We start from the raw sequence: 22,748 nt of genomic DNA, 5'->3' as shown, positions 1-22,748 counted from the left end.
AACCATCCATCACCTTATCCAGCTAGATCTGCCTCCTCCAATAAGTGCCGCACAAATCCCGGCGGGTGCAGATTTCCGGGAGGTTTGCGCCAGATCAGTTGGAGACGCTTTTCAAGCCCCGGGATGGGAAGAGCTACCAGCGCGCCACTGCGAACTTCGTCTTGTACTGCGGAAGCCATCACCAACGACACGCCGAGTCCCGCCCTCACTGCTTGTTTGACTGCCTCGGTGCTGCCTAGCTGCATACCGCTGCGAGGCACGCCCAGTTCGCCAAAGTATTCGGTCAGAAGCCGTCCGGTACCGCTACCCGGTTCACCTCCCAGCATCGGCAGGTCCACCAGACGATCACGTTCTATGCACCCTGCTTCAGCCAGCGCATGGTCGGGGCTGACGATAAGCACCAGCGGCTCGACCCGCCAGAGGCGGTGTTCGAAGTCGGGGTGAGGTAGCCACCATTCCATGATCGCGGCGTCGAGCTGGCCCGCCAGTAGCTGGTCGGCCACATCCGGGTTGGCGGCGATGCGCAGATCCACCTCGCCCCTCTCATTTGCGGTCGTCAGATAGTTGCGCACGAATGGCTGGAGAAGGTAGGTGCCGATGTTGGAGCTGGCCCCGACGCGCTCACGATTGCCATGCAGGGCTTCTAGCGCCCGGGCGTGCATGTCGAGCAAGGCGGTCGCATGCGGCATGAAGGCCAGCGCCCGTGTGGTAGGCTGGCAGCCGCTACGACTGCGCTGCACCAGCGTTACGCCGACCTGCTCTTCAAGCTTCTGCAAGTGCTGCGACACCGTCGGCTGGGCCAGCCCCAACGCCCTCGCCGCGCTCTGAAAACTGCCTGTTTGAACGATCGCTACCAGGCTCTTCAGCCAGACCGGATTCAACATGCGGCAGGCTCGGCCTTGGGCAGACGGTTCGCAGCGTTGATTGGGCGCGCACCTGCCAATACCTGGATGATGTTCTGCGCTGCACAACGTTCAATCTCCAGGCGCACCGCGCGCACTGCCGACCCTATGTGCGGAGTGAACAGCGTATTCGGATGCGCGAGCAGCGCAGGATCGATCAGCCGCGGCCGGTCCGCGCGAGCCCAGTCTTCCATTTCGAATACATCCGCCGCATACCCGCCGAGCTGGCCTCGCTCAAGCGCCGCGAGCACGGCGGCTTCATCCACTACCGAACCACGACAGGGGTTTACAAGCAGAGCGCCCGGCCGTACGAGGGCAAGCAGCTCGGCGTTGACCAGATGCTGGGTATCGGCATTCAAGGGAAGCGCCAGCAGGATGAAGTCCGAGCTGGCGAAGAGTTCGCTGCACGCCACCTGGCGCAGGCCGAGCCGTTGCTCGGTTTGTGTATCCAGAGCCTTCGCCTCGTGGTACTGCAGGGTCGCGCCCCATCCCTGCAAGCGATCAGCCATGGCCAGTCCGATGGCGCCCATGCCAAGGATGCCGACCGTAGCGTTATCCAGCCCCGTGCCGTAGAACTGTGGTTGCCAGCCCTGGAACTCGCCAGAGCGGACGAACGCATCTGCTGCCCGCAGATGCCGCCCCAGCCCCACCGCCAGTCCGATCGCCAGCTCGGCAGTCGGGACCGTCAACAGATCAGGCACGAAGGTCAGCCAGACCCCGCGGGCAGTACAGGCGTCCACATCGAAATTGTCGAAGCCCTTGAGCGCGCAGCCGACTACACGCAGCTCAGGGCAGGCTTGAAGAAAGTCTGCATCGACCCGATCGGGCATGAACGCCATCATCGCCTGAGCATCGCGGCAGCGGCGCAGAATTTCCTCGCGCGTCAGCGTGCTGTCGGTCTGGTTGGTCATCAGCTCGCAATGTGGCGCCAGCAGTTGCAGGATCTCATCGTGTACTCGGTGAGTTATAACGAGTTTCGGCAGCATGGTTTGTCCTATTTGAAACGTTTGCGCAGCACGCCACTGAAGGCGTCTACTAGCGTGACCATGGCCAGGATGACCAGCAGGATTGCTGCAACCTCCTGGTACTGCATGATGCGCAGCGAGCCCATGAGTTCGAAGCCGATACCGCCGGCGCCAACCATGCCCATCACGGTGGAGGCGCGAAAGTTGTATTCCCAGCGGTAGATCGCCACGTCGGCGAACTGCGGCGTCACCTGTGGCAAAACCGCGTGCAGCAGCACTTGCATCGGCGTAGCCCCCGCCGCCCGAGCGGCTTCCACCGGCGCTTCGTCGACGTGCTCGATGGCCTCGGCGAAGAACTTGCCGACCATGCCGACCGAATGCAGACCCAGGGCAAGCACGCCCGGCAAGGCGCCGAACCCTACGGCTGCAACGAAGATGATGCCCATGATCAGCTCCGGCACCGACCGCAGGGCATTGAGCAGCACCCGGGCAACACCGAACACAAGGGGGTGCGGCGCCGTATTGCGCGCTGCAACGAAGGCCACCACCAGCGAGAACACCACTGCGATGGCCGTACCGGCGATGCTCATCGCCAAGGTGTCGATCAAGGGGCGAATCCAGCTTCGATAGCCCGAAAAGTCTGGCGGCATGGCCTCGCCTGCCAGGGTCGCGATGGAGGGCAGCCCGTTCAGCAGCGTGGTGGCATCGAGCAGCCCCACGTACCAGCAGGCCAACAGCACCACTCCGAATACAATCGCCACCTGCCCCAGCTGGCGCCACCAACCGAGGCCGAAGCCTCGAAGGATGTGCTCGCGTTGCTCTGCAGGCAGCGCCTGCACGTCGTAATGAGTAGACATATCGGTGCTCACATCGTGGCGAAGTCGAGGCCGAGCAGCGATCCCATGTTGCGGATCACATCGTAGTCGGCGTCGGTGATTGGCGCGAAGGCCTCGGCCTTGAAGTTGCGCAGCACTTCGGGATCGTCGATACCGACGAATACATCCCGCACCTTGGTTTTCAGCTCGGGGCTCAGGTTCGAGCGCATCGCCCAGGGGTACTGGGGGTATTCGCCGCTGTAACCAAGTACTTTCACCTTGCTCGGATCGATTAGGCCACGTTCGGCTACGTGATTGAAAATTACCTCCGACAGCCCACCCGCATCGGCGTTGCCGTTCGCCACGTTGACGGCAACGGCGTCATGCGTGCCCACAAAATGTTGTTCGTAGTCCTGCCCACCCGTCAAATCGGCCGTCTCAAGAAGCACGGTTTTGGGAATCAAATGGCTGGACGTCGATGCCCGGTCACCATAGGCCATCTTCTTGCCCTTAAGGTCGGCATACTCATTCACGCCTGACGCCACATTGGCGATAATCACCGAGCGATAGGTCGGCTTGCCGTCGATGACCATGGCAGCGAAGGGCTCGATGTCGCTTTTGCTTTTGGCCATGACGTAGGACAGCGGACCGAAATACGCCAGGTCGATACGGCCAAAGCGCATCGCCTCAATCATCGAGGAATAGTCGGTGGTTACGATCAGCTGCACCTTCTTGTCCAGATGCTCTTCCAGATAATCCTTCAGCGGCTGGTTACGCTTGATCAGCTCGGAGGCGTTTTCGTCCGGCAGCAGGGCAACCTTTAGCACATCCGGATCGGCATCGGCCGCTAGGGCGGACAAACTTGAAACAGCGGACAGCAAGCAAGTCAATAAGAGCGCGGATAAGCGTTTCATCGGGACATCTCCAGTGAAGGTTCGAGCATGACAGGTGGTTCAGCCGGAGCATTCGCTGGCTGAGTCGTAGAGCGGCCTGCATAGATGCGCTCAAGCTGCGCATCGGTGAGTTCCGAGGGCGCGGCATCGAAAACAATCTGAGAATCGGCCAGCCCGACGACGCGATCGGCGAAGCGGCGGGCATATTCGAGTTGATGCAGCGAAACGATGGCGGTGATGCCGTCTTCCTTGCAGATGTCGCGCAGCAATCCGAGAACACGGACCGAAGTGGCCGGGTCGAGACTGGCTACCGGCTCATCGGCCAGAATGATCGCCGGCTGTTGCGCTAGCGCACGCGCGATGCCTACCCGCTGCTGCTGGCCACCGGACAGTTTGTCCACCCGGCTTAGCGCCTTGTCTGCCAGACCGACCCGAGCGAGGCAACTGAGCGCAATCTCCTGATCGGCACGCGGCAGAGGAAACAGCGAGCGGAGCGTGTTGTGAAAGGCCAGCCGACCGGTAAGCACATTAGCCAGTGCGCTTTGACGTTCGATTAGCTGGTGGTGCTGAAAGATCATGGCGGTACGCCGACGATGCTGACGCAAGGCCGAGCCGCTGCCGAGTTCACCGAGTTCGCTGGTGACACTGCCGCCAGTGGGCGTGACGAGTCGATTGAGACTACGGAGCAAGGTCGACTTGCCTGCGCCCGAGAGACCAAGCAGCACGGTGAACTCACCACGCCGAAATGCAATCGAGGTATCGCGTAGGGCTGTCACGCCGCCTGGATAGACGACGCTCAACCGGTCGACCCGCAGCACGGCGTCCTGTATCGGATGGGGCGTCATTTGATCACCTTTCGCAATATTGCTGGCCGCACAATTGCGGTTCGCGATGCAAAGGGTAGAAATTCCTTGTTACCGCACTGCTTCTAAAGGATGACATTTCGATGAATACTTCGAATCTGCCGTAGCGGGGCGGCAAGCGAAGCCGTGGAAGAACGGGCGCAACGTAGCGTCTTTCTTCACGCGGGATACAGGAGGCTTTGATTGATACTGCTGCGGATTCGCTACAGTAACGTTGGGCCAGAACGTAATGCCATCCAAGCAAGAGAGCGCACACTAGCGGACTATAGGAGACATTCTATTCTTGCCCGTCGATTGACCTAGGCCGTTATGTGGCTGGTCGAAACCTTCAGGTGCCGCCCAACTAGACGTCTGTTGTCGCGCCCAGCTTAATGCTAGGGAAACTCTGAAGAAGACTTCCAGATTTTGGCAAAATACCCGGATTCCACCCACCGAGTTTCCCGATGAAGCAGATGACCTTCGCCGACGCCGAGTACGCCGGTAAGCGCAAACAAACCCGCAAAGAGTTGTTCCTGATCGAGATGGATCGGGTGGTGCCGTGGAAGGGTTTGATTGCCTTGATCGAGCCGCATTATCCCAAGGGTGAAGGCGGTCGTCCGGCCTATCCGCTGATGGCGATGCTGCGCGTGCACCTGATGCAAAACTGGTTCGGTTACAGCGATCCAGCGATGGAAGAGGCGCTGTACGAGACCACCATCCTGCGCCAGTTCGCGGGGCTGAGCTTGGAGCGTATCCCCGATGAAACCACCATCCTCAACTTCCGTCGTTTGCTGGAGAAGCACGAACTAGCCGCCGGCATCTTGGCTGTCATCAATGGCTATCTGGGCGACCGAGGGCTGTCGCTGCGCCAAGGCACGATCGTCGATGCCACGCTGATCAATGCGCCGAGTTCGACCAAGAACAAGGACGGTAAGCGCGACCCGGAAATGCATCAGACCAAGAAGGGTAACCAGTACTGTGTGTCACGAACACAGGTCAGATGACCTGTGCTGCTGTGCCGAAGATGGAAGTAGGCCTTCCGAAGTCGGCTTGCAGGAGCGGACTTCAAACCACCCGGTGCTGCGGCATCCAAAAGGTGTGGTGGTGAGCGACCGAGGAAAAGTCATCCCTGAGGATGGCAGGTGAGTATGGAGAAGATGAGCGAAAGCAAACCGTCCGATGACGCATCGTTATGCCCAAGGTGCTGCCGAAACTGAGGTGGAGTACTGGCTTCAGGACAAGTCGGGGCGTTACCTGCTTACGGACCCGATGGCAGCCGGTGTATAGGCGGCATGATCTTCATACAGGCTTTGGTACGGAACGTGAGAACCTTGTTCCAGATGCGAAGGAAAATGACAAATGGCCAACACCATGAGGAAGAATACCGATGCTGGAACGAGGGGCGGAGCCTCCCGTAGTAGCGATGAAGCCTCTGTAATGGAGGTGGAGCGAAGGGGCGGCGTTATCCGGCCGACGAGCGTTGCCAACCTCCGGGGATGAGTGGCGTGAGCTCGGCGAAACCTTATGACATAGCGAAACGCACGGTATGGGACGCCTACCAGCAGGTCAGGGCCAACCGCGGTGCTGCCGGCATCGACGATGAAACCATCGCCGATTTCGAGCGGGATCTGTCTAAGAATCTCTACAAGCTGTGGAATCGGATGTCGTCGGGGTCGTACTCCCGCCTCCGGTCAAGCAAGTAGAAATTCCCAAGGCATCGGGAGGCACGCGCAAGCTGGGAGTGCCCACGGTTGGTGATCGTGTCGCGCAAACCGTGGTCAAGCTTCTCATCGAGCCGGAGCTGGACTCGATCTTCCACTCGGACTCCTATGGGTACCGGCCGGGACGATCAGCGAAGCAGGCGGTGGCGATCACGCGTGAGCGCTGCTGGCGATACGACTGGGTGGTGGAGTTTGATATCAAGGCAGCCTTCGATCAGATCAATCATGGGTTGCTGATGAAGGCGGTGCGCCTGCACATCAAGGAGGACTGGATACTTCTGTACATCGAGCGGTGGCTGGTTGCGCCGTTCGAAACGGATCACGGTATGCGCGTCCGACGCGAACGCGGCACCCCGCAAGGTGGAGTGATCAGTCCCCTCCTGATGAATCTGTTCATGCACTATGCCTTCGACACCTGGATGCAACGTACCAGCCCCAACTGCCCGTTTGCCCGCTACGCCGATGATGCGGTGGTGCACTGCCGCAGTCGAAAGCAAGCGGAGTACGTGATGCGCTCCATTGCTTCACGGCTGGCTGCCTGTGGCTTGACGATGCACCCCGAGAAATCGAAGGTCGTGTACTGCAAGGACAGTAACCGTCGCGCAGGTTATCCGCATGTGAGCTTTACCTTCCTCGGCTTCACCTTTAGGCCGAGGAAGGCGCTCAGCAAACAAGACCAGCTCTTCACGAGCTTCCTTCCGGGAGCGAGTGCGGATGCCTTAAAGCGGATGCGGCAAGCGGTACGCAGGTGGCGACTCAATCGCCAAACCCACGTGACGCTGGTCGACGTGGCTCGGCTCTACAATCCAGTGATACAGGGGTGGTCGCAATACTATGGCTCGTTCTATCGGACAGCCATGCTTGGCATCTTCCAGCACATTGACCGCGCGCTTGAACGCTGGGCCCGACGAAAATACAAGGCTCTTCATAGGCGCAAGCGGCGCATTAGCCAATGGCTGGACAAGATGCGGACTGTGGTACCCCGGCTGTTTCATCACTGGCGAGTGACCGGGCAGCAAGGTTGGATAACGGGAGCCGTATGACGCGAGAGTGTCACGTACGGTTCTGCGAGCGGCTGCGGGGGCAGTTCCCGCGGCCGACTCACCACTTCGGCATGAAGGCGCACATCGGTGTCGATGATGAGTCGGGCTTGGTGCACAGCGTGGTGGGCACGGCGGCCAACGTGGCCGATGTCACCCAGGTCGATAAGCTGCTGCACGGCGATGAGAACATGGTCGGTGCCGACGCGGGTTACACCGGCGTCGAGAAACGCCCTGAACATGAAGGCCGGGGGGTCATCTGGCAGATCGCCGCCCGCCGTAGTACTTACAAGAAGCTTGATAAGCGCAGTGCTTTGTACAAAGCCAAGCGCAAGATTGAGAAGGCCAAGGCTCAGGTACGAGCCAAGGTCGAGCATCCGTTCCGGGTGATCAAGCGCCAGTTCGGTTATGTGAAGGTGCGCTTCCGTGGTCTGGCGAAGAACACGGCGCAACTGATGACGCTGTTCGCGCTGTCGAACCTGTGGATGGCGCGCCGACATTTACTGGCGAATGCAGGAGAGGTGCGCCTGTAATGTGGAAAATGGCTGCCGCGAGGTGCTCGCGGCGGCTAAAACACAGAAATAAGCGGGTGATCTGAGCGTTTTTGATCGATTTGCCGCTTTTAAAATCGGCAGGGGCTGAAGTCAGCCAGAAATACACAACTACTTCAGACCATCCCTAGGTTCGTCGGATCCTGCCGATGCTATTTACGGGAGCCCAGTGTACGAGCGATTTTGCGAGGAGATTGATAACCTGCTATCGGGCGAAGCGGCAGACACCAATGCCTACGACTATTCGTGTGAAGATTTTGAGGTGACATCTTCGTCGTATGATGAAACCAAAGGCCTACTGGTACTGGAGGTTTCGTTTACTTACTCGGGTGAGCAGGATCAAGATCGTCCATACGCTGGTTGTGAATTTTATCTGGACGTTGAAGTTACGTTGGTGCGGCGCCCTGGTGAGTGGCTATTCGAAGAGGGCTGGGTAGCAGTAACCAAGATTGAGACAGATCAGGATCGCGACCGAGAGGCTGAGCTTGCTGACATGTACGCAGATTACTTGAAGGATAAAAAGCGAACTGATGGCATGTAAGTAAGAGCGCTGCGTGCGCAAAATGGCCGATAGTGGACTCTGGTGATAGCCGCTGTCGGCCAGGAGCAGACATCTGCGAGCTGCAACTCGGACAGTCAGTACCCGCGAATTACCGCGATCATTGAGCCGTGGCTGGGCAGACCGTGACTGGTCGGAAGCTAGGGGCTCGGGTACGCTGGCGACTCCATGAGTTGTAGTGTTAATTCGAATTTATTCTATTTAGCAATTACGAGAGATCAAAAAAATGCAGGGAGGCGATGAAAAAAGCACTCCAGATGTGCTAGATGTTACTCAACTGATACGCATCGAAGCGGTACACAGAGGATTCTTATATCAGCACCTGTATACCGTTGGTTGCTTGCTATTAGCGCAGGCGGCCGCCGTCGATGTGGTGATGGTTGAGCTTGATGAGGATATTGAGCTTGTTACCGATCAGGGACGAATCTATGTGCAGGTTAAGACCCGTTCAAAACCAATCATTCCCAGCGATATTTCAAGCGCCCTAGAGCGTTTTGAAAACCTGCGAAATGAGCATGCTGAGGGGATGCGCAAAGGCGAGGCTGCCTTTGTTATCGTCGCGAACCAAGCACCGAGCGTTCAGTTCCAGCAGACTATCAACGATAAAAAACTCCCCCTGATGTTCTTTCGTTTGGCCCCAATCTACTTCTGAACGCCACCCGGCACTTCCGCCCGCCTGGGAGTCGCTAACTGATGCAGCGGCATGGTGTATCGCCCAAGCGGAGAAGCTGAATTTTTCATTGTTGTCCCGGATTCCCTGATATGGAAGCTAGCCGGACTGGCGCAGCTTGCAGCCACGGGTAGTGCCCCGAACAAACAGCATGCGTTTCACGCCAAAGACCTACCTGCGCTATTTGAGCAACTCATCGTTCAACTACAGGATTTCCCCGCACCTCCAGCGTTTTACAGGCCACAAAAACTGGAGCCATCTCTCGCATCCGACGAGCGTGTACGTATCATTTGCGGATTATCCGGTGCAGGCAAGACAGCGTGGGCAGCGCAGGCAGCTCTACACTGCTCTCAGCTGTGTGCCTACTATGACACCGGCGACCTTCCGGGCCCTGCTCTGGCGAGCACACTGGTTCGTGAGTTGGCAGCGAAATTTGCAACACCGGATCGGGATGGTCTGCGAAAAATCCTGCTGCCGGGCGCCAGTGGTTACGAGGCACTCAGAACATTCGACACATTTCTGGATCAGCAAGGAGCCACCCTGCTGCTGATTTTAGATAATGCGCATCGTGTTCCTGTAGAAAATCTGCGCGATACACTGAATGCAACCAAATGCATTCGTTTCGTCCTGCTGTGCCAGCCCCATGACAACGTCCGCGAGCTGGAAGCTGTTACTGGACTGCAGCGTGAGGCACTTTTGGGGTGGGATATTGATACGGTGGCCGCAGCAGTAGACGATCTCGGTGGCTATGCCACCGCTCAAGGCTACGAGCAACTGCGGACTTATACCGGTGGACTGCCGCTGTATGTTCAGAGCGCTGCAAAAATAGCGGTCACAGAATACGGAGGCAATGTCGATGTGCTGTGCGCTGAACTTCAGCAGCAGGAAAACAGTGTCGAGACTGCGCAGGAAGTCATCCTTACCCGTATTTATCAGGGGTTTGATAAGTTAACTCAGGATTCGCTGGCATTGTTCAGCCTGACTGATGTGGGGTTGAGTCGCGAAGAAGTTTGTGAGCTTCTGGTCAAGTCACTAAATGTATCCACAGGTGGCGCTGCCTCAATTCTTAAGAAAATGCGGGCCACCGGCACCGTTGAGATTTTGGGAACCAGATGCTGAAGGTACATGACGCCGTCAGAGCACTGGGGCTGCAGCACTTGGAGCTTATGGATCCGGCGGTGGCAAATAACGCACTTATGGCATTGAAAGAGCTGCTGGTCGTGAGCCTTCACAAAACTCGCGACACATCAAGATTCGCGTTGTTGACCCAGGTTTATATCAAACTCAACGATGTCATGACACTCATCGCACTTTCAGGCGAGGAGCTATTTTATGAGATGGGTATTAACGTCGACATACTGGCAAGTCTAGAGCGAGCAACGAATTCAGATACACTGGAACCTGTTCATAAATTCTGGGCGTTGGATGGACTAGTTTTCTCTGAGCTTCGAGAAGGCCGTCCTGATAAAATCGTCCAGCGACTTGAGGCCATGGAAGCTCTTCTTATTGAGTATAAGTTTGATTTTCGTGAACAAATTGCATATGCAATGAAACGGATATTATTCTCAGCAGAAAATGGTAACGCATACGAGGTTAAGCGGCTTGTAGAGCAGGCCATCACGAAGTTGCCCGATGCTGAGCATGAACGCATATTTGACTATAACCATGCCATAGCTCTATGGAAGTTAAAGAGATATAAGGAGGCAGAAGCGCTGTGCTGGAAGGTCACTGATGGATATTACGACCTGTTCGGTATTCGTCCGGCAGATGTGATGGGTAAAAATGCGGATGTGCTATGGAAAATTATAAAACGCCCAGAAAATGTTCATGAACATCTCAAACATCTCGCCGACGCACTAGAGTTGTACGCAATAATCCTTCAAGCGCGTGGAAAACCAACGCCATTCATCCGTATTCATTCGATGAAGTTCTACAACATGGCCGGTGCGCCAGAGTCTATGGTGCGGGTCGGCCAGGATTTGGCGGATGAATTTGTCGCCAGGAAAGACTATGAAGGCGCCAGAGAAGTCATGGAGCAGCACGTTTTGCCGATTGTAAATACGGCTGGACTGGTGAACAGGCTGGTTCAGGTACGAAGCCAATATGCGGTGATACTGGCACTATGCGGGCGGCACGATGACGCAGATGCTGAAATGACACGTTTGGGTCCTTATTTTGACGGGTTGACTGGCGAGCAACGTCAGGAAGTTGAAAATCAATCAAATTACATTGCCCAACTCGCCTATGAGGCGTTGAAACCTACTATCGGGCAGATGTTCGGTGCGGTAGGAAGAAATGATCGATGCCCCTGTGGCTCTGGCCTGAAATATAAAAAATGTCATGGGGCTTGACGGCCTAAGACTGAACAGGGCGCGAGCCTCTTCAACATCGCAGAAATGTCTGCTCTTGGCCGAAAACTGACCACTCCAAACGGTCAATGAGCCGGTTCGGCCGTACGCTTGTGTGGTGGGTTATTAGCAGGGAAGCAGTCTTGGAACTCCTTGTAGATGCCTGCCATCATCCCTGTCTCCGGCGGTACACCACTAAGGATCAAAAGCAGATTGCCTGCGATTCCGAGCAGACCATTCGAGTGCTGGATCTCTGCTAAAACCAGCTCTGGCGGAAACCCCCTTCCGTGACGATTAACTGCATGGATGCCTCCATGCACGTAGGAACTCAAAGGTCTCCAAGAGTAATGCTTAAACTCCTTTAGGTGTGCTACCGGAGCGTGCGGAGCTTTCACCTCAATCTCTTCCAACATTTGGCTGAGCATAGGGATTTTGCTTGCCTGCTTTGCCGTCTCATGTGTGAGCTCAGCAAGCATTAAATCCGCCTGACCATCCTTGGCTACATAAAGCACCCACAGTGCGCGAACTAGTGATTCGTACTGTACTCGCAGCAATGCTGCAGCAGAGGTGTACAGCCCTGCTGCCACCAGATGCTTCAGGCCCCGGGCGTGCTCAAATCCTAGACTAGCTAGAGCTTGGGTTGCCTGCAGGCGACTGGAGGCATTGACCAAGGGCAGGGCGAAAAAGCCGACAAGCCTGTCCTCAAGCATGGCCGACCGTGCCAGTAATTCATCGAAGTGCATACAGATGCCCAAGTCAGAGCAGAGTCATGTAGCCAAGGATTCTATCGACACCGGGCAATGACCGCATCTGGCCGATTCCGGCCTGCTACTACCTGGAACTCCCAGCCAAAAGTGGCATCGTGTGTCTCAAAAGCTGGGACGATTCACTACCTGCAGCCATAAACCTATGACGTAGTGGCAGGTTCGGCTCTGGTCGAGGCTTGTTAAGGAGCCGACATCTGCTGTTAGCTGGGCAGCCAATGCCGATGAGCCCGTTGGCCCTAGGTCACGCCGCGGATGCGATTCATTTCTGTTAGACCCGGTATTTCTACCTCTCCCTGGTGATACCCTCACACATCGGTGTCTAGGGGTTGACTTAATGGATAAGGCGTGGATGCTGGACATGTGGGAAGATATCCAAAGACACTAGCGCAGACAATATTATCGCCACTGAGGGTGGCGTTTATTCTTGGATGGCACCTCTTCGTGACCTCCGTTCATTCATGCTGGCAAAGCACTTCGATCCCTCCGCCCGCTGCTGGCTTGCACGCACTGTTAATGAAGAAACAGGAACTATCAAGATCGTTCCTAATTCGTACAGCCCACAACATTGTCTCGACCTGTTGCGAATCATGCTGACAGTCCAAATCCGTGAAGAGATTGAATCCGGTCGACTGGGGATTGCCCCTCGATTCACTATCTTGGACGAGCGTCAAATTATTGCAATTGACTTCATCAGTGCGCGATACGGGTATCAAAATAGTTTTTCGGCTCTGAGGGCCTACAAAGACATCTATGAGCGCGGAATGCGGTATGAAATTCCTTCATTGGATTCGATTCCCAAATTCACAGAGAAGGATGTGGCGTTCCGGGCTGAAGCTCCGTTTGTCGACGCTGAGTATCACAGCGCCTGGCGAGGTTTCCGCAACCTCGCCCATGCGATGGTCGACTGGGAGTCTACGACCACTCTGGCGGATGGGACGATTGTTCAAAGTGCAAACGTCGGGGATGAGTTTGAGATCGACGAGGAAGGTGCCGAATACTTTATGGGCTTCGATCTCGACTATGCCCTTGATCGTATTGCACCGCTGGATAACCCAATGTTGGTGGTCGACTACTTCGTAGGGCTGGGTACGGCCACCCTTTACAAAGGCGGGCTTGGGGAATGGAATCGTATGGCCAAAATGAGTAACCAGATCTATGTTCATGGGATAAAAGACGTGCTGCATGACCCGCACGCTCTTTTGAAGGCTCTTCAGTCCAAGTTCGAAACGGAACAGTCGCCGGCAGTCCCCCCAGTCGCACAAACGACCCTTGAGCAGCTTTCGTTCTGGTTGTAGCTGTTTTTCACTTGGGCAGGTTCTGGCACACCTCCCCCACCCGGATACTGGGCTCATCGACAAGGAGCTTAATCAATGACTCAAGCCAAGCCAGCTACCATCACCCGCTGCACCTCGGATACCGACCTCAAGAAACTGGGCGTCCAACCTGGTTGGTTTGTTCGGTTCGCGTGCTGCTCTATCTGGCAAGAGATCACCCATGTCGCTGATGGCTGGGTGCAGTGTGTAGCGCGCGACCCGTCTAAGGGTAAGGATGTGGCCTTCGTCGGTAATCACTACAGCGCTATCGACGTCCTGGCTGACGGGAACCCGGGCCAGCACGAGCGCTGGATCGATAAGGACCGGCGGAAATCTTTCTTCGATAAATTTCACCCCGAGCCTGACAACATTGTGCGGCCGGTAGCGGCTTGATAGGCATATAGCGGCCGTTATAACTGCTGAACCACTCTGCGTACGGTAATCTGCAGAGCACGGACAGAGCGACGGTTCAGGCTTGGGACGCAGCGGCCCAAGGCTGACCGGTTGGCTTTTTGCACCCCGCAGCAACGTTAGGTGCTTCTGGCACACCTAATATGGTTTGAACATGGTTCCATCTTGAAGCCACTTGGAACACAGCCATGCCTACTTACGATCAGAGCAGTACTCAGACTTACAGCGTGTGGGAAGGCGAGGTAACCCAGTTCGTTGCCGATGACCTGGAGATCTCGCACTCGGACGCCGCGGGCATCGTTGAGGGTCAGCCTTTTTACGTCCAGCAGGCGTGGGGTAAAGGTCTGAACTCCCGCGAGACGGCCGACAAAGTTCTCAAAGAGTGCCGCGATCCAAGCTGATTCCGTTCAACACACCAAGGCACCTCTCGGCGGTGCCTTTTTTGTGCCTGTAAGAACCTGTGGAAGGGGGTTCTGGCACTCCAATACCGGCCGCAAGATGAATCATCAAATCTTGAGGAGTCACCCATGTCACTCAATGCATCGCCATCGCTGAATGTTGTTTCCCAGTGCGTACAAGCAACCGTCGTGATCAGCGCCAGCCATCCAACCCTGGGCCCTGCCTACTGGTGCTTTGTCGATGGCTCGGACCATAACGCCCCTAACTGCTACACGCTAACGACCAATCTTGAGGACGCAATGACGCTGCGCAAAGGCTGGCGAGAGGGAATCATGGCGTGGAGTCATCGCGACCACATGACAAAACTGATGCTCGACAGTGAGCAGTTTCAGCAAGAGCACGACATAGACGAAACCAAAGTGTGTACTTGGTCTACCACCACCACCCTTGGAGGCGTTCTCAAGTCGTTGCAGCGACGTAGCGGGCAGGATGTTGACGCTTTCACGGCGTGGCTAACCTCAGCCGCCTGGTTGGATGTAGAAGCCCCCGGCGCCGCACTCGACTTTCCCCAGTACTTTGTTTCACCTCAATTGCAGCTCTTACCTGTCTGGAAGCGCTTGCAGGCCTAAATTCAAAGGTGGACGCCATCCCGGCCACCAACCAAAAGCGACGATTCAAAGGAATATCCATGTCTAAGTACATCAGTGGAAACTGGGGTCACATTTTTGAAGCAGACGAAAGCGAGCGGATGACTCGGATCGTGATCGATGCCGAAAGCCAAAAGCTCGTATTTGCTCAAATTCAACGCATCCGCTCTATGGACTCCACCTATTCCGAAGCCAGCCACCACGAGATGGCCGACCTGGAGGAATCGCTAATCGATGCAAACGCTGAATTGTTCAATGACCCAGTGGGGTTTGGATTGATTACAACTGATGCCATCCCCGAATGGGCTGCCAATCTCGCCTAAGTATCGGCGCAGGCAATCAAAGGGCCGGGTCGCACGGCGGCCCAGCTTCTGGCACACCCTAATCCCCGTAACATGGCGCCATTGACCTTTTAGGAGTTGCAAGCCATGCCAATCGAACGCGATGACGAACGCCGAACCCGTACCGGAGTGGTTGTATCTGCCACCCACCCGACGCTAGGCCCTCTGTACTGGGAATTCGTGTCAGAGAGAAGCGTGGGCGGTCCTGACTACTATTCAATTTCGACCAGTATGGCGCGAGCCTTGCTGCTCGAACCCGGCTGGCGCGAAACCAGCGATTTCCGTTATTACGGTGGCCACCTCTCGCAGGTCATCAGGAACCAGGCCCGGGAATATCGTAACCCCGAATACTGGGGCGTAGATCTGGTGGTTGAGCTGGAGGATGGATTGGCGAGCCTACAGGCTCAATCCGACCAAACCGAGATTGAATTCCTTGCCTGGCTGAGGACTGCTGAATGGATTGATGCCCCGGGTCCGACTGTCATCGAAGAGCTCGTCGATCACGGATTCATGGAAGAGTGGGAGGTTTTGAGCTTCACACTACCTACGCCGACTCAAGCCTCAGCCTAGGAAACCAGAGCCCAAGCGAGGGATGCGTCGGGGGCCTGAGAAAGTTTGTAGGGTGGTTCTGGCACAGGCAAAACGACCTGATCATATGCCCATCGAAACAACACACTCTTTGATCAGGCCTATTCCAATGACCATTTTTACTACCGAGTACACCGCTGTTAAAACCCGCATCGCGGCAGCACTTAACGCCCTTGGCTGGAAAGTCGCATCCGCCCGAGACATGGAAATTAGCTGCCTTATTGCCCGGATGGACTATGAGACTGTGGTTGGCGATAAGACCGCGACAATCTCCCTTGAGCCATGGTCTGAAACTCTGATGCTGGTCAGCAACTATGACAGCGAGGGTCGCAACATCCTTAGCGCCAACATGAAGCGCTTCGATCCTGCCATGACTGATGAAAGCCTGACTGAAGCTGTGACCCACTACGTCGAGGCATTGGAGAAAGACGTGAATCGATCTTATGCCCGTCGGATCCACCTGAATCACCCACAACCGGCATAAAGACCGTACGGGCTGGATAACACCCCTCTACCCTAGTCAACCACTCTCCTTCAATCCCTGCATAGGGCGCCATGCCATGACCATTGAAAAGCACATCACCGAAGCCCTGAAATCACCCACGGCTAACCTCCCAGCGTTCCAGACTGCAGCAGATGCCTACGACAACGAGCTGGCAGGTCGGACAGATGTGGCCATCAACATATCGCCCGTCTCTGTAGTGTTCTTTCGTGATCGCGCACTACACCTTGGTCTGTTTCAGGATGGGGTGATAGACATCGGAAACGCACAGCCGCTCACCGAGGATCTGTGGAATACCCAAGCCCCACTGCTTACCAACAAATCGTCCGTTATCGACATCAGCGCCCTCAACATTGCGAGCTTCAACTGCGATCAGGTTCGCTTCGAATTTGAGGGTGATGACATCCAAGACCCCACGTTGTCTGAGTGCGGTCGCTTCGACATATCGCCGGACTACTACGGTTTTCAGAAAACCTCAGCTGGGATCTGGTGGAAACGCATTGAGGGCGGAGACACACTGATTCTAGATGGCGCTTCCTTTGCCCGGGCCAACCCGGTGGGGGAGTTTGTAGGACGTGTTCTTCTCTCTGAGGTCGCTTTCGACTGTGAGTATGATCCGGACGCTAAACCAACCGATCACCTACCAGAAACTCTTGCGTGCGCAGCCAGAACCACTTCCGGCATGGTTGAGTACGCAGTACCCTCACTGACCGCTGACGCAATTGCTAAAGGCTTCAAGCTAGGGCTTTTCGAAGTAATCGGTAATGGCTTGGCTCGTATTACTGCCAAGGGTAAAGAAGTGGCCGCCAACGGATCCGAGAAATCGAATGATGAAAGAAGCTGAGAATAATCCTCGCCCGGCCGGGCCACGCTTGATCAGGAACATCTCCCAGTACCTGAATCGCTCATTGTCCCAATGGTACATGTTCGAGCCCCAACTTCATTGGCAGGCTGGCGTTGAGGTACACGACATCTACGGAGCGTTCATGTCAGTCGCCGTATCACACGCGCGGGTGCTTGTTGCCAATGTGGTGATTCCAGACGGTGGTGATGGGCTGGCGGCGTTTCTGAATACACATTGCGATGAGCCGTTTCATTTTCCACGAATGCCGCAGGCATTTTCTTGCTCTGCATTTTTGGCTCGAGCAACGCACGCTGAGTGGCGGATGATTGCCGACGAGCTGGTAATGCCCGACTGGCTCGATGAAGAGATCATTGGTTGGGCTTGTACCCAGGGGCTGATCATCAAAGCGCCAGAGACACCGTCCCCAGTAGTTAAAGTAACGCCAACCACGACAAGGCCTGTAAGCCAGAAGACAGGCGTACCCGGCACCAAAAACCTGTTCAATCCCGAAAAGGTGCTTTGGCTGGCCAACAAGCCTGAGGGTATGCACGTTTCGCCGAAGGAAGCTGAGAGACTCAGCGACCTCGATGAGATCGTAAATGACCTGCATGGGCGCGGGCAGCTGGAGAAAATCCGGTCTGATGATTCAGGTACTTATTTCCGCACGACTCACGCGGGGCTAATTTCACTCTACGAACTGAGGATTGTCTGGCGGGCGGCGAATGGGAAATCGACAGATGATGAAGAAGCACATCTGGAAATGCTCAAAGCTCAGGAGTCTTAGCAATTTGGTTATGCTGGGGAGATCTCTGTCCTAGGGAGGGATCCTTACTCTGGCGTCTTTGCAGAAACCTTTGCAAGCTTGTTGGCGTGGGGATTCCTCCCCTTCTTGAAACGGGTAGATTCCCCGGACTTGCTCCCTGACTTGAATCGGCCACCGTGCTGACCATCTCGGAAAGAGTCGCTGCGCTTGATGCCCAAGGTCCTTGCCTTAGCATGAATCGACCCTACTTTTCGGTTTAGGATGGACGTCAACTCAGCCATTGGAGTGTCCCCGTAGAGTTCCTTGATTACCTTCTCTTCTGCTGTAGTCCAAAACCTCAAAGCCCTGCCCCCGGATTTCATAGTCAATCGACAGATTAACGCGACCGTCCAGTTTGCCAAATCCAAAAAGGGCCATGCTTTACCGTGTATTTGCTCAAACTGGCTAATGATTCATTCCAGCGGCCAGACATCGGGAATTTGCTGGATACCCTTTGGCTTTCACATGCTCAAAGTCAAGGGCACAATGCGTCCAAATCACTAAACCATCAGGAGATGGCTATGGTCGCGAGCACAGTCGGTAAATTAGCCGCCCGATTTTTTTGGTTCATGTCATTCGTCATGTCCCTCGGGGCTCTGCTTAGTTTCTTCACGTGGGGGCTGAATGCGCTGGAAATAACCTCAGTCTTGTCTCGCTTGTATGGCACCGATGCCTGGCCTCCATTCAAGAATCTTATCGGTTGCGGGCTCGGCAGCTTGGTGCTTTCGCACATCTCCACGAATCTCTACGGTCGGGCCATTTTAGTGGCGGAGCAGGAACGTATGCTGGACAAGTAATCACAGATCGACAGTTCAAATGACGATGTTGCAAAACTCCTGCAGGTCAGGAACCTCTCCGCCGGCCCGCTAAAGAAAATGCACTTTGATGCCAAGCGTCTCGGACGCCTTATTTATCGCACTGCTGGGAATCACCCATCCTCCAGGTAGCTTCCGCATCAACGCTCATATCCCGCAGCCCACTCGTAAATGCTCAGATCGGGCTTTAGAACCCCTATATCAAATCTGAACATGTGAGCATCCAGGTCGGCAAAGTGCCCTGTCAACGCCGCACCAAAGGGCAGTTCCATATTAGGACAGAACGCGACCTAGATCCCTGGCGCCTTGATGGCCTTGATGCACAGCACCGCATCTGCATATGGCTCAATAGCTTCCTATACCAACTGGCTCAAAACTGTATCGCTCAGCATGCCGCAGACCTCTGCAAAACTATGCAGGAGAATAGGCACCAAGATGCCACCGGTGCGCATGCGTGCGTAGGCAAAAAGCACAGCCAAAGACCCGATCAGGGCAAATGAGGGCCAATGCGTATATTGGCTATGCATCAGCATGAATAACGAGCTGGTGCACAAGATCGCAACCCACTGCCAGAGCCGGCTGTTCAAAGGGAACAATCTCATCAAAAAGTGGCGGTACAGAAGCTCTTCACTGATCGGGGGAAGTGCCAGCAGCATAACCAGACATACCACCTTTTCCAGGGCAGTTAGGCCGCCCAAGAAGGAAACCATAAAAGTCTCGCGGCCGAACCCCAGCCCCACGTCTAGGCTGGTGCAGACCACATAGATGACGATTACGATTGGTAGACAGATCTTGTAGGTGCGCCCAAGGTCGCGGCCTAAAAGCGCCCTGAGTCCGCCAGAGCCTCTGAGTTGTACTGCGGCAAGGAACAGAAGTGCTACGGCTGTTGCACCGTGTGCGAGCATAAGCCACAGGGAATTCCATTCTTCTTTCCCAACGACAGTGAATATCCAGGTCGGTATTGCTAGCGCAAGAAAGAGAGCTGTGATGCCCATCAAGCAACGCCGCCACCATGAGTAGCGGGCTTGATCGATTGCTGGGTAACCTGGGGAAATGGCGTTGTTCACGCTAAGCATCCTTTCGCGAAAATAAGTGCCTACATCTTACCCGGTCCATCAAATGATCTAGCCAAAGCAAGAGCGCCAAAATGGATGCCCGGCAGGTTAAGGATTTTGCAAGGTTGTTATGGCTTGTGGCACTCATTGCAGTGCTCGACTATGAACATGACCGAGCGGGCACTGTCCGCAATAGCAAGGAATAGCCCACGATGGAAAATCGCCAGTTCGCAGAGCAAATCGCGGCAGCAGTACAACTTCTCGGGGCCGAAGGCGCTGCAAGCTGCATGGCCCGGGCTTTGATCTGCCTTGCCCACGAGGCGAAGAATGATCTGGAATTTGAGGCTGATCTGGGGGTTGTCACCATCAAACGTACAATCACGCCCAATTCCCAGAAGCACTGAATTAAGAGGGAATCCGTCTATGGCTAGCCGCCGTCAGCCCTACACCCCTTGTAAATTGTACATCGACGGAGCTGAAGACTTGAGCGCCGGCGACTATATCGTCACTTCTGGTGGTTCAGCCTATCTAGTCCAAGCAACTCGACCGAGCCCAAGCAAACCTGAACGTTTGTACTTGGACTGCCTGCGCTGGGTGCCGGCCGAGATACCCGCGGATGCCAGATGCTTCAAGCTAAACTGGTATCGCCGTTGAAGTTGATAAGCGGGAGCTAAACACAATGTCATGGGCAGATGCAGCTGCGCCGGTGGTAGCGCAAGTGATTCGCAACGTTGGCCGCAGTGATATGAAAGCGCTACGTAAGGCGTTAATAGAAGCCTACCCCTGGGGGGAGCGAGCAAACACACCTTACAAGGCCTGGCTTGGTGAGATTCGCCGTCAGCTGGGCCACCCGCTGAACGCACCAAAGACAGATACGGCCAATACTCAAGCAGACATGTTCAACAGACATTAAAAGGAATCGGCACTATGCGCTGCAACGATCAAGAATTCACCATCAATAAGGGCCAGGAAGTATTGGACGGTAAGTCCCATTATCCCGACCTTGTTCGGTTGATTATCCCGAAAGACGAAGCCCTAGGTCTGGCTCAAAAAATCCTTCGCGAGCTCGAGCATATGCTGCCCGACCAGACCCATCTGGGCGAAATCGCGCTTTTCGGAAAGCTTGAAGTAGTTGATGACGAGTGAGCGGCTGGACAGCCGGGGCGCATAGAGCGCAGCAGGCCTGTTTTACCTCAGCTCAGACCTGGGCCTCCAAAGGATAAAAACCGCGGTTGTTGAAAAGTCGATTAGGCCCAGGACAAGCACTGATGAAATACCATGCACCAACAAAGCAACTGACTGTTCCACTCGAAAACCTAGAGCCAAGTGCAGCGGCATTTCGATTCGCAATCAAAATGCTTCGGAACGCGGCTGGCCTTCCTCTTGAAGGTGATGAGCGGCCAGTCCATATGTCTGATGCTTGCCATGCCGAGCAAGCGATTCTTCGCGGCGCTCGGTTGCTTGGAATTGATCTCGGAGCGGAAATGCCGGGGGAGCTCGACGTCCGGAAGGCTTGACTTCGGAAGCCAAGAACCAAAAAGCCCGCATCGAATGCGGGCTCTTGGGAGAGAAGCAGAGGCTTCTTGGCTAGTTCCGGCGGTGCCACCCTTAGGGTCGCGGGGCAGGGCCCATAAAGGCTGTCTCTCGCAGCCAGGATTTAAACATATCCGGCAGACCAATCAGAGTCAACACTCTCTCCCCCTCTCGCAGGTGGAGCATTGACGATTCGGCCGATGATCTCGGCAACGCTGGCGGTGGCCTGGTAATACACGTCCTGGGCCCGCTCGAAATTGGCCAAGAGCACTGCACGCCTTGCAGGCGGCGCCTCGCTGGCCAGCTCCTCTAGCGCCACCCGCAAACCTTCTTTGGCCCTTGTAACTTCCCCTACGTAGGGAAGCAAGCCACTTGAAGGGTGATGTGCTGGCTCCCCCTCTACCTCAATGGTCTGGGCTATAACCAGAATCGCCGCGCGTTCTGCCTGTGCGCGTGCCGGCAGCGAACATGCAGCTGGATCGTGTTGAACCTTGTCCAACGCGGCGGCCAGGATGGTCATTGGCGCGGTCATCTGTACTCCTTACAAAAATCGGATCTACATCTGCTGACCCTATCCAGAGAGGGTGGGTCACACCTTTTGGACAGGCGGCAATCAGATGCACTATGTATCCGGCTGAGAAATTCACATCCCATTTCCGGTATTCAGTTGGCCGATCCCTGTGTGGCCCTACCCTCGCCCCGCGACACAACATGTCGCTTGCGGTCTATCCTGTGACGCAACTCTTTGGAGACTGACTATGTGCTCACACTACGAAGCCCCAACTGAAGACCGCCTTCTTGCAGGCTTCGGGGTCGCCCCTACAGAACCATACCAACATGACCTATGGCCTACTTACCTTGGTCCCTTCATCCGACTTCGTGGCAGCGAAGCAACCGATGATGATCAGTCAGAACTCGAAGCCCAAGTTGGCCAGTTTGGTCTCCTCCCCTTTTGGTCTAAAGACCGGAATCTTGGACGACGAACTTACAACGCCAGATCTGAAACGGTCAGCAGCAAACCTTCCTTCCGTGATGCCTGGAAGAAAGGGCAACACTGCGTGATCCTTGCCTCGGGGATCTACGAACCCGATTGGAGAAGCGGCAAAGCAGTGCCCACCCGAATTACCCGCTCTGATGAAGGGGTCATGGCGATCGCAGGCTTATGGGACGAATGGCACAGCCCTGAAGGCCGGCTACTCAGCTTCACAATGCTCACGGTCAACGCACAAAATCACTTCATGAATCAGTACCACAAACCCGACGATGAGAAACGAAGCGTTGTCATCCTTCCTAACGGGCTGATCAACGACTGGCTACGCGCCACCCCAGAGCAGTCCATGGAGTTCATGCGCTTGTATCCAGGGGATAAGCTCAAAGCCGAAGCCAAGCCGAAGTAAGGCAACAAATGAGATCCTACCGACGGAT

At 55.5% G+C, this 22,748-nt stretch carries 27 protein-coding genes and 2 pseudogenes; 21 read left to right on the top strand and 8 right to left on the bottom strand.

Going from position 1 to position 22,748, the window contains the following annotated elements:
- Positions 1-14 precede the first annotated feature (14 nt).
- Genes P5706_RS36350 through phnC form a run of 5 tightly spaced genes read right to left on the bottom strand, consistent with a single transcriptional unit; the run spans position 15 to position 4,420 of the window.
- Positions 15-884, bottom strand: a complete 870-nt coding sequence (locus P5706_RS36350; RefSeq protein WP_010466239.1) for a LysR family transcriptional regulator — start codon at positions 882-884, stop codon at positions 15-17.
- Positions 878-1,888 carry a phosphonate dehydrogenase PtxD gene (ptxD, locus tag P5706_RS36345; RefSeq protein WP_003118429.1) on the bottom strand — a complete coding sequence of 337 codons (1,011 nt, stop codon included), beginning with the start codon at positions 1,886-1,888 and terminating at the stop codon, positions 878-880. Before ptxD ends, P5706_RS36350 begins: the two co-directional genes overlap by 7 nt.
- Positions 1,889-1,896: 8 nt before the next feature.
- Positions 1,897-2,724: a phosphonate ABC transporter, permease protein PhnE gene (gene phnE, locus P5706_RS36340; protein ID WP_010466252.1), complete on the bottom strand. Its 828-nt coding sequence runs from the start codon at positions 2,722-2,724 to the stop codon at positions 1,897-1,899.
- A gap of 8 nt (positions 2,725-2,732) precedes the next feature.
- The gene (gene phnD, locus P5706_RS36335) at positions 2,733-3,596 is read right to left on the bottom strand and encodes a phosphate/phosphite/phosphonate ABC transporter substrate-binding protein (RefSeq protein WP_010466255.1); all 864 of its coding nucleotides are present in this window, start codon (positions 3,594-3,596) and stop codon (positions 2,733-2,735) included.
- Positions 3,593-4,420, bottom strand: a complete 828-nt coding sequence (gene phnC, locus P5706_RS36330) for a phosphonate ABC transporter ATP-binding protein (RefSeq protein WP_003118432.1) — start codon at positions 4,418-4,420, stop codon at positions 3,593-3,595. Before phnC ends, phnD begins: the two co-directional genes overlap by 4 nt.
- A 461-nt stretch (positions 4,421-4,881) precedes the next feature.
- Between phnC and P5706_RS36325 the strand changes: the two are divergent.
- From P5706_RS36325 to P5706_RS36295, 7 genes and pseudogenes are all read left to right on the top strand, one after another.
- A pseudogene (locus P5706_RS36325) lies at positions 4,882-5,394 on the top strand (IS5-like element ISPre1 family transposase); the annotation flags it as partial.
- A gap of 519 nt (positions 5,395-5,913) precedes the next feature.
- Positions 5,914-7,181 (top strand): annotated as a pseudogene (gene ltrA, locus P5706_RS36320) (group II intron reverse transcriptase/maturase).
- Positions 7,091-7,711 (top strand): IS5 family transposase, encoded by a 621-nt coding sequence (locus P5706_RS36315; RefSeq protein ID WP_498247407.1) that lies wholly within the window; start codon positions 7,091-7,093, stop codon positions 7,709-7,711. Before ltrA ends, P5706_RS36315 begins: the two are co-directional and overlap by 91 nt.
- A gap of 187 nt (positions 7,712-7,898) precedes the next feature.
- A complete protein-coding gene (locus tag P5706_RS36310; RefSeq protein ID WP_051488632.1) occupies positions 7,899-8,270 on the top strand; it encodes a hypothetical protein in 372 nt (123 codons plus the stop codon).
- 244 nt (positions 8,271-8,514) lie between these two features.
- Positions 8,515-8,940, top strand: coding sequence for a dsDNA nuclease domain-containing protein (locus tag P5706_RS36305; protein ID WP_285685529.1), 426 nt, complete (start codon positions 8,515-8,517; stop codon positions 8,938-8,940).
- 51 nt (positions 8,941-8,991) lie between these two features.
- Positions 8,992-10,077, top strand: a complete 1,086-nt coding sequence (locus tag P5706_RS36300) for an ATP-binding protein (RefSeq protein WP_285682623.1) — start codon at positions 8,992-8,994, stop codon at positions 10,075-10,077.
- A complete protein-coding gene (locus P5706_RS36295) occupies positions 10,071-11,309 on the top strand; it encodes a YecA family protein (protein ID WP_285678264.1) in 1,239 nt (412 codons plus the stop codon). The genes P5706_RS36300 and P5706_RS36295 overlap by 7 nt, the downstream gene beginning before the upstream one ends.
- 83 nt (positions 11,310-11,392) lie before the next feature.
- Here P5706_RS36295 and P5706_RS36290 read toward each other — a convergent pair whose 3' ends face one another.
- Positions 11,393-12,049: a DUF6988 family protein gene (locus tag P5706_RS36290; protein ID WP_090401280.1), complete on the bottom strand. Its 657-nt coding sequence runs from the start codon at positions 12,047-12,049 to the stop codon at positions 11,393-11,395.
- 452 nt (positions 12,050-12,501) lie between these two features.
- On the opposite strand from P5706_RS36290, the gene P5706_RS36285 reads away from it, so the two are divergent.
- The 10 genes from P5706_RS36285 to P5706_RS36240 all read left to right on the top strand — a co-directional run bounded on the left by P5706_RS36285 (position 12,502) and on the right by P5706_RS36240 (position 18,717).
- The gene (locus tag P5706_RS36285; RefSeq protein WP_285685527.1) at positions 12,502-13,368 is read left to right on the top strand and encodes a hypothetical protein; all 867 of its coding nucleotides are present in this window, start codon (positions 12,502-12,504) and stop codon (positions 13,366-13,368) included.
- Between the two features lie 75 nt (positions 13,369-13,443).
- Positions 13,444-13,779, top strand: coding sequence for a hypothetical protein (locus P5706_RS36280; protein ID WP_078466033.1), 336 nt, complete (start codon positions 13,444-13,446; stop codon positions 13,777-13,779).
- A 206-nt stretch (positions 13,780-13,985) separates the two neighbouring features.
- Entirely contained in the window at positions 13,986-14,198 is a 213-nt protein-coding gene (locus tag P5706_RS36275; RefSeq protein ID WP_078466032.1) for a hypothetical protein, read from the top strand.
- Positions 14,199-14,324: 126 nt separating this feature from the next.
- Positions 14,325-14,825: a hypothetical protein gene (locus P5706_RS36270; RefSeq protein ID WP_285685525.1), complete on the top strand. Its 501-nt coding sequence runs from the start codon at positions 14,325-14,327 to the stop codon at positions 14,823-14,825.
- 59 nt (positions 14,826-14,884) lie between these two features.
- Positions 14,885-15,166: a hypothetical protein gene (locus tag P5706_RS36265; RefSeq protein ID WP_078466030.1), complete on the top strand. Its 282-nt coding sequence runs from the start codon at positions 14,885-14,887 to the stop codon at positions 15,164-15,166.
- Between the two features lie 105 nt (positions 15,167-15,271).
- On the top strand, positions 15,272-15,754 hold the full coding sequence (locus P5706_RS36260; RefSeq protein WP_078466029.1) for a hypothetical protein: 483 nt from the start codon (positions 15,272-15,274) through the stop codon (positions 15,752-15,754).
- Between the two features lie 127 nt (positions 15,755-15,881).
- Positions 15,882-16,256 (top strand): hypothetical protein, encoded by a 375-nt coding sequence (locus P5706_RS36255; protein ID WP_078466028.1) that lies wholly within the window; start codon positions 15,882-15,884, stop codon positions 16,254-16,256.
- A 76-nt stretch (positions 16,257-16,332) separates the two neighbouring features.
- Positions 16,333-17,118 (top strand): hypothetical protein, encoded by a 786-nt coding sequence (locus P5706_RS36250; protein ID WP_078466027.1) that lies wholly within the window; start codon positions 16,333-16,335, stop codon positions 17,116-17,118.
- A gap of 142 nt (positions 17,119-17,260) precedes the next feature.
- Positions 17,261-17,902: a hypothetical protein gene (locus P5706_RS36245; RefSeq protein ID WP_233100506.1), complete on the top strand. Its 642-nt coding sequence runs from the start codon at positions 17,261-17,263 to the stop codon at positions 17,900-17,902.
- A gap of 404 nt (positions 17,903-18,306) precedes the next feature.
- Positions 18,307-18,717, top strand: coding sequence for a hypothetical protein (locus P5706_RS36240; protein WP_153045980.1), 411 nt, complete (start codon positions 18,307-18,309; stop codon positions 18,715-18,717).
- Positions 18,718-19,091: 374 nt separating this feature from the next.
- Here P5706_RS36240 and P5706_RS36235 read toward each other — a convergent pair whose 3' ends face one another.
- Positions 19,092-19,802, bottom strand: coding sequence for a CPBP family intramembrane glutamic endopeptidase (locus P5706_RS36235; RefSeq protein ID WP_161952150.1), 711 nt, complete (start codon positions 19,800-19,802; stop codon positions 19,092-19,094).
- Positions 19,803-20,002: 200 nt separating this feature from the next.
- On the opposite strand from P5706_RS36235, the gene P5706_RS36230 reads away from it, so the two are divergent.
- From P5706_RS36230 to P5706_RS36215, 3 genes are all read left to right on the top strand, one after another.
- On the top strand, positions 20,003-20,194 hold the full coding sequence (locus tag P5706_RS36230) for a hypothetical protein (protein ID WP_078466024.1): 192 nt from the start codon (positions 20,003-20,005) through the stop codon (positions 20,192-20,194).
- Between the two features lie 523 nt (positions 20,195-20,717).
- A complete protein-coding gene (locus tag P5706_RS36220) occupies positions 20,718-20,936 on the top strand; it encodes a hypothetical protein (protein WP_078466022.1) in 219 nt (72 codons plus the stop codon).
- Between the two features lie 122 nt (positions 20,937-21,058).
- Positions 21,059-21,307, top strand: coding sequence for a hypothetical protein (locus tag P5706_RS36215; protein ID WP_078466021.1), 249 nt, complete (start codon positions 21,059-21,061; stop codon positions 21,305-21,307).
- 140 nt (positions 21,308-21,447) lie between these two features.
- Here P5706_RS36215 and P5706_RS36210 read toward each other — a convergent pair whose 3' ends face one another.
- Positions 21,448-21,855: a hypothetical protein gene (locus P5706_RS36210; protein WP_011923101.1), complete on the bottom strand. Its 408-nt coding sequence runs from the start codon at positions 21,853-21,855 to the stop codon at positions 21,448-21,450.
- A gap of 226 nt (positions 21,856-22,081) precedes the next feature.
- On the opposite strand from P5706_RS36210, the gene P5706_RS36205 reads away from it, so the two are divergent.
- Entirely contained in the window at positions 22,082-22,720 is a 639-nt protein-coding gene (locus P5706_RS36205) for an SOS response-associated peptidase (protein ID WP_011923102.1), read from the top strand.
- Positions 22,721-22,748: the final 28 nt, after the last annotated feature.

The organism is Pseudomonas sp. ChxA (assembly GCF_030263855.1).
GTDB classification, from domain to species: Bacteria; Pseudomonadota; Gammaproteobacteria; order Pseudomonadales; family Pseudomonadaceae; genus Aquipseudomonas; species Aquipseudomonas fluorescens_CB.
The sequence above is the reverse complement of the archived record's forward strand: the minus strand, read 5'-3'. Positions and strand labels throughout refer to the sequence as shown.

What these genes read in the sequence shown, in the direction of transcription:
- phnD (WP_010466255.1), bottom strand. Translation starts at nt 3,596, where the DNA reads ATGAAACGCTTATCCGCGCTCTTATTGACTTGCTTGCTGTCCGCTGTT.
- P5706_RS36210 (WP_011923101.1), bottom strand. Translation starts at nt 21,855, where the DNA reads ATGACCGCGCCAATGACCATCCTGGCCGCCGCGTTGGACAAGGTTCAA.
- P5706_RS36300 (WP_285682623.1), top strand. Translation starts at nt 8,992, where the DNA reads ATGGTGTATCGCCCAAGCGGAGAAGCTGAATTTTTCATTGTTGTCCCG.
- P5706_RS36315 (WP_498247407.1), top strand. Translation starts at nt 7,091, where the DNA reads ATGGCTGGACAAGATGCGGACTGTGGTACCCCGGCTGTTTCATCACTG.
- ptxD (WP_003118429.1), bottom strand. Translation starts at nt 1,888, where the DNA reads ATGCTGCCGAAACTCGTTATAACTCACCGAGTACACGATGAGATCCTG.
- phnE (WP_010466252.1), bottom strand. Translation starts at nt 2,724, where the DNA reads ATGTCTACTCATTACGACGTGCAGGCGCTGCCTGCAGAGCAACGCGAG.
- P5706_RS36255 (WP_078466028.1), top strand. Translation starts at nt 15,882, where the DNA reads ATGACCATTTTTACTACCGAGTACACCGCTGTTAAAACCCGCATCGCG.
- P5706_RS36350 (WP_010466239.1), bottom strand. Translation starts at nt 884, where the DNA reads ATGTTGAATCCGGTCTGGCTGAAGAGCCTGGTAGCGATCGTTCAAACA.
- P5706_RS36275 (WP_078466032.1), top strand. Translation starts at nt 13,986, where the DNA reads ATGCCTACTTACGATCAGAGCAGTACTCAGACTTACAGCGTGTGGGAA.
- P5706_RS36220 (WP_078466022.1), top strand. Translation starts at nt 20,718, where the DNA reads ATGCGCTGCAACGATCAAGAATTCACCATCAATAAGGGCCAGGAAGTA.
- P5706_RS36230 (WP_078466024.1), top strand. Translation starts at nt 20,003, where the DNA reads ATGGAAAATCGCCAGTTCGCAGAGCAAATCGCGGCAGCAGTACAACTT.
- P5706_RS36305 (WP_285685529.1), top strand. Translation starts at nt 8,515, where the DNA reads ATGCAGGGAGGCGATGAAAAAAGCACTCCAGATGTGCTAGATGTTACT.
- P5706_RS36250 (WP_078466027.1), top strand. Translation starts at nt 16,333, where the DNA reads ATGACCATTGAAAAGCACATCACCGAAGCCCTGAAATCACCCACGGCT.
- P5706_RS36280 (WP_078466033.1), top strand. Translation starts at nt 13,444, where the DNA reads ATGACTCAAGCCAAGCCAGCTACCATCACCCGCTGCACCTCGGATACC.
- P5706_RS36285 (WP_285685527.1), top strand. Translation starts at nt 12,502, where the DNA reads ATGGCACCTCTTCGTGACCTCCGTTCATTCATGCTGGCAAAGCACTTC.
- phnC (WP_003118432.1), bottom strand. Translation starts at nt 4,420, where the DNA reads ATGACGCCCCATCCGATACAGGACGCCGTGCTGCGGGTCGACCGGTTG.
- P5706_RS36205 (WP_011923102.1), top strand. Translation starts at nt 22,082, where the DNA reads ATGTGCTCACACTACGAAGCCCCAACTGAAGACCGCCTTCTTGCAGGC.
- P5706_RS36290 (WP_090401280.1), bottom strand. Translation starts at nt 12,049, where the DNA reads ATGCACTTCGATGAATTACTGGCACGGTCGGCCATGCTTGAGGACAGG.
- P5706_RS36295 (WP_285678264.1), top strand. Translation starts at nt 10,071, where the DNA reads ATGCTGAAGGTACATGACGCCGTCAGAGCACTGGGGCTGCAGCACTTG.
- P5706_RS36260 (WP_078466029.1), top strand. Translation starts at nt 15,272, where the DNA reads ATGCCAATCGAACGCGATGACGAACGCCGAACCCGTACCGGAGTGGTT.
- P5706_RS36265 (WP_078466030.1), top strand. Translation starts at nt 14,885, where the DNA reads ATGTCTAAGTACATCAGTGGAAACTGGGGTCACATTTTTGAAGCAGAC.
- P5706_RS36215 (WP_078466021.1), top strand. Translation starts at nt 21,059, where the DNA reads ATGAAATACCATGCACCAACAAAGCAACTGACTGTTCCACTCGAAAAC.
- P5706_RS36270 (WP_285685525.1), top strand. Translation starts at nt 14,325, where the DNA reads ATGTCACTCAATGCATCGCCATCGCTGAATGTTGTTTCCCAGTGCGTA.
- P5706_RS36245 (WP_233100506.1), top strand. Translation starts at nt 17,261, where the DNA reads ATGTCAGTCGCCGTATCACACGCGCGGGTGCTTGTTGCCAATGTGGTG.